Raw genomic sequence first — 9,193 nt, 5'->3', positions numbered from 1 at the left:
CGCACCTCACCGGCGAGGCGCTGCTCGGTGAGCGCGAGCACCTTCCGTACCTCCCGCGAGCGCCCTGCCGGGACCACCACGGGGCTGGGCTGCTCGGCCAACAGCCAGGCGTGGGCAGCGAGCGCCGCGAACATCGCCCGCGCGTAGGCGGGCAGCGGTTCCTCGCTCTCAGCCCAGCCGCTGCACTCCGAGACCAGTCCCCGCGCCAGCGGGCTGAGATCGAACACGGTCAACGGCTGGGCAGGTGGCTGCACGAACGCGGTGTGGAACAGCACCGAGGCCGTGGTGCTCGGCTGCGGCGCGCTCACGCGGATCGGTTCGTTCGCCTCGATCAGCGCGGCCCGCGCGGGCGGCAGCAGCCACGCCTGCCCGTGCGCCTCGAGCCGGAGCGCGCCGGCCGAGGCGCACAGCAGGTAGTGCCGGTCCACGCACAGCTGCCGTACCGGCTCCGCCGCCAGCTCGCGGACGAAGCTGTACGCCTCGCGCGTCACGGTGTCCTCACCGGATCGCCTCCTCCAGGTCGGCACGGAATCGGCGGCTCATCGGCGCGTCCGTCATCAGCGGCCGGATCACCTCGCCGGATCGCGCGAACGCCCCCGAGCCGAGGTACGCCTTGAACGCGACGACGTCCTCCCATTCGTGCAGCACCGTCACGTCGGCCTCGTTCTCGCGCGAGGCGAACGCTCGGAACGCCATGTTCCCCGGCATGGTGCGCACCTCCTCGCGTTCGCGGTCGAGCTGCCGGAGAGCCGCGGCGCGGTCAGACGCCGCGGTCCGGAAGTCCAGAATGGCGATGTACATCGGAATCCTCTCGGAGATCGGCACGGTCGTTGCCGCACCTGGTCTCTCGAGCGTGCCCGCGCGCGCCCGCGTCGGCCTCCGCCGGTCGGACGTCGATGCGCTCTCATCGGACAGGCTCAGGGCGCGTCCACGCGGACGTCGCTGATCTCCCAGCCCATCGCAGCAGCAGCGGCCGCTGTCGCAGGCTCCAGCTCCTCCTGCGAGGGGATGGGAAGCCCAGGGAACACCGTCACCTGCAACTCGCGCGCCCTGCCTGACCCCCCGGCACGCCACCAGCCTGCGATCCGCCCGCGGTGCAGCAGCGGCGGCAGCACCTGCCCGTTCCTGGCGTTCCACAGCATCGCGTGCTGCTCGGTCGTGAGGAACCGGTCGCGCGCCTTCGGGTCGTATCCGCACAACAGCGCGTCGAACTCCGGGAGCAAGCGAACCCCGACGTCGCTGACCGGGCGAGCACCGCCGTCGGCCAGGTCCCAGTAATCCCGTCCGTCGGGCCCGGGACGTGAGGTGAGCCGCCCGCCGAGCCGCGCGAGCGCGGCATCGATCTCGCGGAGCCCGACTCCGGACCACCATGCCAGGTCATTCCGGCTCGCCGGTCCGTGGCCGGCCAGGTGGAGAAGCACGACGGCGTCCATGGCCTCCGCGTGCTCGCTCGCCCGGAGCGGGGCGAGCGTCTCGCGCCCGGCCTCATCGAGTGCAGCCTCTACCCAGCGGTACTCGGGTCGCCCCTGAGCTTCCCAGCCGCCGGTGAGAGGACGCCTGATCAGGCCGCCGTGCCCGAAGCCCAGATAGCGGCCGAGCGGCTGCCCGAGCTGGTCGGTGGGCTGCTCGCCGTGCTGGGCGAGCCACGTGCGCAGATGGGTGGCGAGCGCGTCGACGTCACGCCACTGCGGGTCGGCGAACTCCTCGATACCTGCCCATACGTCCTCGAGCGTGACGTGCTGCAACCGCAGTGTCCTCGCCCAGGTGTTGCGCTGGCCCACGCGTGTGGCGCGGTCCAGCCACACGTGCTGCTCGGGCGTGGAGGTGTGCACGGTGCCGCGGATGGTGCTCCCGCGGATCAGGTCGAGTTGCTCGTAGGCCCCCGTGATTGTGGCGTGCGTGAGTCCGGGGGCTCGCGCGGCGAGACCCAGGAACGCCGACCGTGCGGTCTGGGTCTGCAGCGGCCCGATCCGGGTCACCACCTCGGCCACGGCGGTGACCCCGCGGCCACGCACCCGCGGGAACTGCCGCGCCAGGCTCGACCGGCGCAGCTGCTCCCAGGTGAACGGCCGCTCGCTCAACCTGCGCTCAGCAGCAGAGAGATCACCATGCCCACGATCACGGTGTTGTAGACGAATGCCATCATGCTGTGGCCCAGTACGAGCTTGCGCATGCTGGAAGTTCGGATCGCCACGTCGGTGCTGCCGAAGGTGGCCTGCACCCCGGCGGCGAAGTACATGTACTCAATGAGCTGATCGGGCTGCTCGCCCGGGAAAGCGAGCGGGGGATCGGTGCGCTCCCCGAGCCCGTTGGCACGTACGTAATGGATCGCATACATCACTGCCATGTTGAGCCACGACAGCGCCACCATCGCGAAGGCGAGGATGAGCACGATGGGGACCGCTCGGAGCCCGGGGCGCAGGACCATCGTGACGACGGCGACCAATGCGAGGATCGAGATCGAGGTGGCCCAGGACGTCGGGCCGGAGCCGACGACCAACCTGACCAACACGTTGGGACCGCCCTCGTGCCGTTTGAGCCACGCCGGGTCGGCGGCGGCAGCCTGCCGCAACTGCTCGCCGCGGAGCCCGCTGTAGGACAGCCAGCTGAGCCCGGTGTGGATGAGCGCGAAGATCGTCCACGCGACGACGGCGCCGACCAGGCTGCGGTCGGTGGAGCCGGCGAGAATCACCTCGCCCAGCTCCGGCGAGAGTCGCACCAGCAGCAGCACCGCGAGGAACGACAGCGGGACCGCAGCCATCAGCGACAGCGCGGAGCGTCGAGCCTCTGACAGCAGCCAGATCGAGCGGGGGAGCGTGGGTGTGTCCGTCACCGGGCCCACCTTAGCCAGCGGTGTGACGAGGCTCTCCTGGCAGGATTCGGTGAGGGAAGGCTAGCCTTATTGCAATGACTGAGACTCTCACCGCGACCGTTCAGGCCTGGCGCCTGTTTCGCGCGACCGTCAGCCGTACGCACCGACTCAGCCCCAGCTTCGTGCGAATCACCTTCGCAGGCGAGCAGCTGCGCGAGTTCGGCGACGATCGCGACGACCAGCGCGTGAAGGTGATCCTGCCCGCGCCCGACGGCTCACTCGAGGTCGGCGACGCCGACCAGCTGAGCTGGTACCAGGAGCTGATGGCACGGGAGGCGTCGCACCGCAACCCGGTCCGCACCTATACCTCCCGCTACGTGCGTGCTGACCAGGGCGAGGTGGACATCGACTTCGTGCTGCACGGCGACGAGGGGCCGGCGTCCCGCTGGGCCGCGCGGGCTGCGGTGGGCGACGAGATCATCCTCTGCGGCCCCAACCTGCCCCACGGCGGACCATACGGCGGCACAGGTTTCAAGCCGGCCGAGGGAACTGACCGGTTCCTGCTGGTCGCCGACGAGACGGCCGTGCCCGCCGCGCTCGCGATCCTCGAGGGGCTTCCGGAGCACGCCAGCGGCGCGGCGCTGCTGGAGGTCCCGCATGCCGACGACGCACTCGCGGTGACCGCGCCGGCTGGCGTGCAGGTGCGCTGGCTCGCCCGCGAGGGTGTCGCGACCGGATCGCTGCTCGATCCCGCCGTGCGCGCCCTGCTCGATCTCTGGTTGGGGGAGAGATCGGGCGAGGGCGAGGCTGACGTCGAGCTGCCGATCGACCCTGACGGGTTCCTGTGGGACGTGCCCGAGCAGGCCGTGCGCGGGGAGTTCTACGCCTGGTTGGCCGGCGAGGCCAGCGTGGTCACCGGACTCCGCCGTGCACTGGTCAAGGAGCACGGTGTGGACCGTCGCTCGGTCGCGTTCATGGGCTACTGGCGGGCCGGCAAGTCCGAGAGCTGAGCCGCCCGCGGGGTCGCCACCCGCGCTGACGGGCCCGACTCAGCCACGAGCAGATCTGCCGAGAGCAGCACGAGGCGCGCTGCGCCGTCGGGCAATCCAGGCTGGGTGGTGACGAGAGGAGTCACCATGCCCACCCTGGACGACAGACTGATCGAGAACCTCATGCAGCACCGCATCCTGGTGCTCGCGCAGCAGGTCGACGACGACATCGGGCGGCGGCTGACCAGCCAGCTGCTGCTGCTCGCGGCCGAGGACCCGCGTGCCGACATCACGTTGCTGATCAATTCGCCGGGCGGGTCGGTCTCGGCCGGGCTCGGCATCTACGACACGATGCGGATGATCGGCAACGACGTCGCGACCGTGGCGACCGGGATGGCCGCGAGCATGGGGCAGTTCCTGCTCTCGGCGGGCACCCCGGGCAAGCGATACGCGCAGCCGCACGCGCGGATCCTCATGCATCAGGGGTCGGCGGGGCTGCAGGGGTCGCCGATCGACATCGCGATCCAGGCGCAGAACCTCGATCACACCAACGAGGTGATGACGCGACTGACCGCCGAGCACACCGGGCAGAGCGTCGAGACGGTCCACCGCGACTCCGATCGGGACCGCTGGTTCACCGCCGAGGAGGCGTTGGAGTACGGGTTCGTCGACGCGATCGTGGCCGGCCCGGACGTGCTGCGACTGGGTGCACGACGCCGGGCGGGGGTGCTGGCATGAGTTCCTACACGATCCCGAGCGTGGTCGAGACGACGTCGCAGGGGCAGCGCGCCTCGGACGTCTACTCGCGGCTGCTGTCCGACCGCATCGTCTTCCTCGGCACCGAGATCGACGACGGCGTGGCCAATACGATCATCGCCCAGCTGATCCACCTGGAGTCCGCCGACCCCGACCGGGAGATCTCGCTGTACCTGAACTCACCAGGGGGCTCGGTCACGGCGAGCCTGGCGATCTACGACACGATGCAGTTCGTGCGGGCGCCGGTCTCGACGATCTGTGTGGGCCAGGCCGCGTCCACGGCGGCGATGCTGCTGGCTGCGGGGGAGCCCGGCAGGCGCGGGATGCTGCCGCACGCGCGCGTGCTGCTGCACCCGCCGGAGACCGGCGGCCGCGGCACGCTGCCGGACCTGCGGCTCGCGGCGAAGGAGGTGGCGCGGACGCGGGAACAGCTCGAGGAGATCCTGGCGCAGCACACTGGGAGGTCTGTGGAGCAGGTCCGGGAAGAGGTCAGCCGCGACCTGGTGCTGCCGGCGGAACAGGCGCGTGCGTACGGCGTGGTGGACGAGGTGATCGCGAGCCGCAAGCTGCTGCCTGCGGCGTGAGCTACGCGGCCAGCAGGACCGGGCCTTCAGGTCGACTCGGTGTGCTGCTCTCGGTCAGCGAGGTGCGGTGCCTCGGTTGCAGCAGCCCGGCGGCGCGCAGCACGAGGTCGGGCAGTGGCAGGCGCAGAGCGCCAGTCACCGCCTCGAGGATCTCCGAGCTTGCCTCCTTGCGGCCGCGCTCCACCTCGCTCAGGTACTGGGTCGAGATGCCGGCATGCTCGGCAACGTCGCCCTGGGTGCGTTCCTGGGCCAGTCGCTCCCGGCGCAGCTCGTGGCCGACGGCCTCGCGCCAGAGCAGTCGGCGCTCGACGGCGGGGAGCGGCCCGGCCTGCTCGCTCGGCTGCCGCGTTGCTTGCCCGGGGAATGCGATGACGTCGCCCATGGTGGCCAACGTAGGGCGGTTGCCGTGCCGGCGCACGTGTGTTCGTTGCGGGCGAAACCGGTGCAACGTGGCGCGCCTTCGGCACACTGTCGAAGTATGGCGAGATCTGGTGCACGGACCCTGCTGCCCTTGCTGGCGGCGCTGTTGGCCCTGTCGGGCTGTGCGGGCGCGCCCGCCGGCGACGGCGATCCCACCGGCGACAGTGACACCGAGGAGACGCAGGCGGAGGCGGCGCCGCCGTCGAGCCTGGTCGGGTTGTGGCGTGTGAGCGTCGAGGGCGTGGACGCCGACGCCTGGTTGCAGATCGGGTCCTCGACGTCGCCTGGATCGCTCACGTATCTGGGGGAGTGCGGCGCTGTGCACGGGTCGTGGCGGGCGCAGTCGGGCGCCTGGCTCGCCGACTCCTACGGTGCCTCCGGCACGTGCAAGGAGGCGGATGAGGTCGGGTGGCTCGAACGCACTGCCGGCTACGCGGCGAGAGAGGGCGGCATGGCGCTTCTGGACGCTGACGGGAACGAGGTCGCGGCCCTCGCCGTGGATGGCGAGCCCCCGGCGAACCCGGAGCTGTCCGACGAGTACCGGCAGCCGCCCGAGCTCACCGACGACGAACTCGCCGCGCTCGATGCCGAGCCTGCGCCGCTGCCGGACGGAATGGCAGCGCCGAGCGCCGAGGACGTGGTGGGGCGGTGGCTCCCGCTCGAGAGCTACTCGACCGACCCGTTCCTGGAGCTGGCCGCGGACGGCACCTGGACCGGCTCGGACGGGTGCAACGGCCAGTCCGGCAGGTGGGTGCTCGGCGCCGAGGGGGGCCTCCTCGCCACCGCCGGGGTGCAGACCCTGATCGGCTGCGAGGGGCGCAGCCTCGGCAGCTCACTCGCCTCCGCGGCTCGGTGGGGTCTCGACGGCGACCGGCTCACTTTCTACGACGTCGCCGGCGAGGTGATCGACGAGGCGCGGCGCGCCTGAGGCGGCCGGTGCTTGGCCGACCGCCGCAGCAGATGCATCGCTCCGGCGAGAGTCAGGCACAGCGGCGAGTACACGGCGAGATCCCGTGGTCGGTACTCGGGCGTCACGGTGTGGGAAAGACGGTCGACTGAACGAGACCGGCGACGCCGCGCAGAGCGAGCACGCCGGAGGTGACGCCTGCGCCGATGGTGCCGATCGTGCGGACGGCGTTGCTGGACGACGTGGTCGCGAGCGCTGACCCTGCCGCCACTCCCAGCGCACCCGCAACCGCCGCACACGCCAGCAGTCCTGGTGCTCGGCTCTGGTCGTCGATGCCCACCACTGTGCGCGTGAGGCCCTCGGCGGTGGATGCCGGCCAGGTGGCGCCGAAGCCCCATGCGAGGTGCAGGGCACCGATCCCGCCGAGGGTGGCGGCGGTCGCGACGGCGAGGGCGCGACGACGCATCGACGGTACCGACGGCGGTGCTTGAGAGGCTGCGACGGCGGCGCGCCGTGCTCGAACGGCCAGGGGGAGTGGTCGGCGGCGCAGCTCGCGGTGCGCGACGAGCGCCTCCAGCTGGTCGAGCAGATCCTCGAGCAGGGCGTCGTGCAGCGGCACGATCACCGTGGCCACGGCGGTGCCGGGGTGGTCGATCAGCATCGTGTGCATGACGCGAGTGCCGATGCTGGTCGGTGCGAGCGTGAACGCGTGCGCGCCGCTGATCCCGGCTTCGGGGTCGAACCTGAAGGTGAGGCCGGCGCCATCCTCGACCGCCTCGACGCGGTACCGAATCGGGCCGTGACCACCATGACTGCCCACACGCACGCCGTCGGAGAGCGTGAGGGCTGGCCAACGGTCCGACGGCCAGACACGGTCGGCCGGCGTGCCGAAGGCGGACATCAGCTCCCAGACCTCCGCCGGCGTGGCCGCGACCTCACGCTCGTGAACGTTGCGGATACCGGTGGGCGTGCGGGTGGTCCAGCTCATCGTGGTTCCTCCATACGGTGGCGTACGGCCTTCACCATACGCCGCCGTACGGTACGGTGACAAGGTGTCCTCCGATCGCCCCTCCCAGGCTCGGCTGAGCCGAGCCGACTGGATCCGGGCGGCCACCGTGATGGGGTCGCACATCGGGTTCGAGAACCTCGCGGTCGAGCCGCTCGCGGCCGAGATCGGCGCCACCAAGGGAAGCTTCTACTGGCACTTCCGTGACCGCGCAGACTTGGTGAGCGCCGTCGTCGAGGAATGGGCTGAGATCGCCACGACACAGGTGATCGCTGAGATCGAGCGGGGCACATCGGGCGACGCGCTGGAACGCCTGATGGACATCGTGCTCGGCCATCCGGAGTCCGATGTGACCGAGTGGCGCATCCTCGGGGCGACCGACCACCCGCAGATCGGACCGGTGGTCGCACGGGTGCACGAGGTGCGCATCGACTACGTCCGGCGGCTGCTGCGCTCACGCGGGCTGTCCCCGGCGCGAGCGGCCGCGCGAGCCCGCGTGCTCTACGCCGCGTACCTCGGCAACCTCGCGCTGCTCGACACCCCGGGTGTCGCGGACTCGGTCACGAGGGCCTCGCTCCGACGCGAGTTCCTCGCGATGGCCGAGGCGTCTTAACCGGCCCAGGGCTGACGGGTGGTGCGCACGCGTTCGCCGGTCTCCGCCGCGCGTTGGATCGCGAGGTCGAGGTAGCGGTCCTGAGCGGCTTCGGCGAGCGAGTAGACGGCCGGGCCGCCGCGGGCGTACTCGCCCGTGAGATCGAGGATACGGGCGATCGACAGCTCGTCCTCGGCGAGTCGGGCCCGCAGGTACGGGTTGCTGTACTGCCAGGAGCCCTCGAACGTGTAGCCGCGCAGGAACAGGCCCTCGTGGCTGCCCGGGCCGCCCGCAGCCACGCGCTCGAGGCGTGAGGTGAGGGGCGTGCGGGCGTCGAGGAAGCGGCGCACCTCCAGGTCGCGCAGCTCTCCGTCGGTGCCGCGCACGAGGAGGCTGGGGGAGCGCGCCCAGTTGCGGTACTGCTGGTCGTCGAAGTCGAAGACGCCATGGCGGTCGCCGAAGTCGAGCCAGGCGAGGGTGCGGGTGCCGTTGACCATCCGATCCTCGTCGGGGTCGCCGTAGCGGCTCGGCCCCAGGCGCACCGGGGAGAGCACGGTGGTCGCCGTGATCGTGGCGTCCTCGAACGCGACCCCCAGCGCCCGCCGCAGCACGCTCACACCGTGGTAGCCGTGGGCCACCGCGACCTGGGCCTGCGTGACCTCGCCCAGCAGCCCGCTGCGCGCGATCGCGATCTGCGCCGCGATCAGCGGTTCCAGGTGGTACTGCTCGGCGACCTGGATACGCAGGCCGTCACGCTCCAGCGCGCACAACGCCTCGAGCTCGGCCATGTCGACGCCGGGAGGCGTCTCCGCCAGCACCACCGGGCCACGATCCTTCAGCTCGGCGATCACGCGTGCGCTCGCGGATCCCGGCACGGCGACGACCACCACGTCGACGCCATCGAGGTCGGCCTCCGCGAGCGAGGGCCAGGTGGTCGTGCGGTGCTCAGCTGCGAACTCCGCTGCCCGCTGCGGGTCCCGCACCACGGCGCCGGCGAGCTGCAGCCGCTCCGGCACCGCCGCGATCACGCGAGCGAATGTGTGCGAGCGGTACCCGGCGCCGATGAGCGCGATCGTTGTCACCATGTGAGACCTCCTGTGGGCAGGTTACGGCTTGGGCGGCTGGAA

At 71.3% G+C, this 9,193-nt stretch carries 12 protein-coding genes; 5 read left to right on the top strand and 7 right to left on the bottom strand.

What is annotated here, in order from left to right:
- From ACOJSN_RS11530 to ACOJSN_RS11515, 4 genes are all read right to left on the bottom strand, one after another.
- Window positions 1-491: hypothetical protein (locus tag ACOJSN_RS11530; protein ID WP_420112644.1), on the bottom strand; the 491-nt coding region annotated here is incomplete at its 3' end.
- 7 nt (window positions 492-498) lie between these two features.
- On the bottom strand, window positions 499-801 hold the full coding sequence (locus ACOJSN_RS11525; RefSeq protein WP_420112643.1) for a putative quinol monooxygenase: 303 nt from the start codon (window positions 799-801) through the stop codon (window positions 499-501).
- Window positions 802-917: 116 nt separating this feature from the next.
- Complete coding sequence (locus ACOJSN_RS11520) at window positions 918-2,081, bottom strand: DNA glycosylase AlkZ-like family protein (RefSeq protein ID WP_420112642.1); 1,164 nt, start codon at window positions 2,079-2,081, stop codon at window positions 918-920.
- Complete coding sequence (locus ACOJSN_RS11515; protein WP_420112641.1) at window positions 2,078-2,833, bottom strand: DUF1345 domain-containing protein; 756 nt, start codon at window positions 2,831-2,833, stop codon at window positions 2,078-2,080. The genes ACOJSN_RS11520 and ACOJSN_RS11515 overlap by 4 nt, the downstream gene beginning before the upstream one ends.
- 74 nt (window positions 2,834-2,907) lie before the next feature.
- Here ACOJSN_RS11515 and ACOJSN_RS11510 point away from each other — a divergent pair, with 74 nt between their 5' ends.
- From ACOJSN_RS11510 to ACOJSN_RS11500, 3 genes are all read left to right on the top strand, one after another.
- A complete protein-coding gene (locus tag ACOJSN_RS11510; RefSeq protein WP_420112640.1) occupies window positions 2,908-3,822 on the top strand; it encodes a siderophore-interacting protein in 915 nt (304 codons plus the stop codon).
- Window positions 3,823-3,948: 126 nt separating this feature from the next.
- Entirely contained in the window at window positions 3,949-4,539 is a 591-nt protein-coding gene (locus ACOJSN_RS11505) for a ClpP family protease (protein ID WP_420112639.1), read from the top strand.
- Window positions 4,536-5,141 carry a ClpP family protease gene (locus ACOJSN_RS11500; RefSeq protein ID WP_420112638.1) on the top strand — a complete coding sequence of 202 codons (606 nt, stop codon included), beginning with the start codon at window positions 4,536-4,538 and terminating at the stop codon, window positions 5,139-5,141. Before ACOJSN_RS11505 ends, ACOJSN_RS11500 begins: the two co-directional genes overlap by 4 nt.
- Window position 5,142: 1 nt before the next feature.
- Here the strand turns inward: ACOJSN_RS11500 and ACOJSN_RS11495 are convergent, their stop codons facing one another.
- Complete coding sequence (locus ACOJSN_RS11495; RefSeq protein WP_420112637.1) at window positions 5,143-5,523, bottom strand: helix-turn-helix domain-containing protein; 381 nt, start codon at window positions 5,521-5,523, stop codon at window positions 5,143-5,145.
- Window positions 5,524-5,619: 96 nt separating this feature from the next.
- On the opposite strand from ACOJSN_RS11495, the gene ACOJSN_RS11490 reads away from it, so the two are divergent.
- Window positions 5,620-6,489, top strand: coding sequence for an META domain-containing protein (locus ACOJSN_RS11490; protein WP_420112636.1), 870 nt, complete (start codon window positions 5,620-5,622; stop codon window positions 6,487-6,489).
- Window positions 6,490-6,592: 103 nt separating this feature from the next.
- Here ACOJSN_RS11490 and ACOJSN_RS11485 read toward each other — a convergent pair whose 3' ends face one another.
- Complete coding sequence (locus tag ACOJSN_RS11485; RefSeq protein ID WP_420112635.1) at window positions 6,593-7,456, bottom strand: DUF3995 domain-containing protein; 864 nt, start codon at window positions 7,454-7,456, stop codon at window positions 6,593-6,595.
- Window positions 7,457-7,520: 64 nt separating this feature from the next.
- Here ACOJSN_RS11485 and ACOJSN_RS11480 point away from each other — a divergent pair, with 64 nt between their 5' ends.
- Window positions 7,521-8,087, top strand: a complete 567-nt coding sequence (locus ACOJSN_RS11480; RefSeq protein ID WP_420112634.1) for a TetR/AcrR family transcriptional regulator — start codon at window positions 7,521-7,523, stop codon at window positions 8,085-8,087.
- Here ACOJSN_RS11480 and ACOJSN_RS11475 read toward each other — a convergent pair.
- Window positions 8,084-9,151: a Gfo/Idh/MocA family oxidoreductase gene (locus ACOJSN_RS11475; protein WP_420112633.1), complete on the bottom strand. Its 1,068-nt coding sequence runs from the start codon at window positions 9,149-9,151 to the stop codon at window positions 8,084-8,086. The genes ACOJSN_RS11480 and ACOJSN_RS11475 overlap by 4 nt on opposite strands.
- Window positions 9,152-9,193: the final 42 nt, after the last annotated feature.

It is taken from the genome of Pseudactinotalea sp. (assembly GCF_048594945.1).
Taxonomy (GTDB): Bacteria; Actinomycetota; Actinomycetes; order Actinomycetales; family Beutenbergiaceae; genus Pseudactinotalea.
The sequence above is the reverse complement of the archived record's forward strand: the minus strand, read 5'-3'. Positions and strand labels throughout refer to the sequence as shown.

What these genes read in the sequence shown, in the direction of transcription:
- ACOJSN_RS11525 (WP_420112643.1), bottom strand. Translation starts at nt 801, where the DNA reads ATGTACATCGCCATTCTGGACTTCCGGACCGCGGCGTCTGACCGCGCC.
- ACOJSN_RS11495 (WP_420112637.1), bottom strand. Translation starts at nt 5,523, where the DNA reads ATGGGCGACGTCATCGCATTCCCCGGGCAAGCAACGCGGCAGCCGAGC.
- ACOJSN_RS11490 (WP_420112636.1), top strand. Translation starts at nt 5,620, where the DNA reads ATGGCGAGATCTGGTGCACGGACCCTGCTGCCCTTGCTGGCGGCGCTG.
- ACOJSN_RS11505 (WP_420112639.1), top strand. Translation starts at nt 3,949, where the DNA reads ATGCCCACCCTGGACGACAGACTGATCGAGAACCTCATGCAGCACCGC.
- ACOJSN_RS11500 (WP_420112638.1), top strand. Translation starts at nt 4,536, where the DNA reads ATGAGTTCCTACACGATCCCGAGCGTGGTCGAGACGACGTCGCAGGGG.
- ACOJSN_RS11485 (WP_420112635.1), bottom strand. Translation starts at nt 7,456, where the DNA reads ATGAGCTGGACCACCCGCACGCCCACCGGTATCCGCAACGTTCACGAG.
- ACOJSN_RS11510 (WP_420112640.1), top strand. Translation starts at nt 2,908, where the DNA reads ATGACTGAGACTCTCACCGCGACCGTTCAGGCCTGGCGCCTGTTTCGC.
- ACOJSN_RS11475 (WP_420112633.1), bottom strand. Translation starts at nt 9,151, where the DNA reads ATGGTGACAACGATCGCGCTCATCGGCGCCGGGTACCGCTCGCACACA.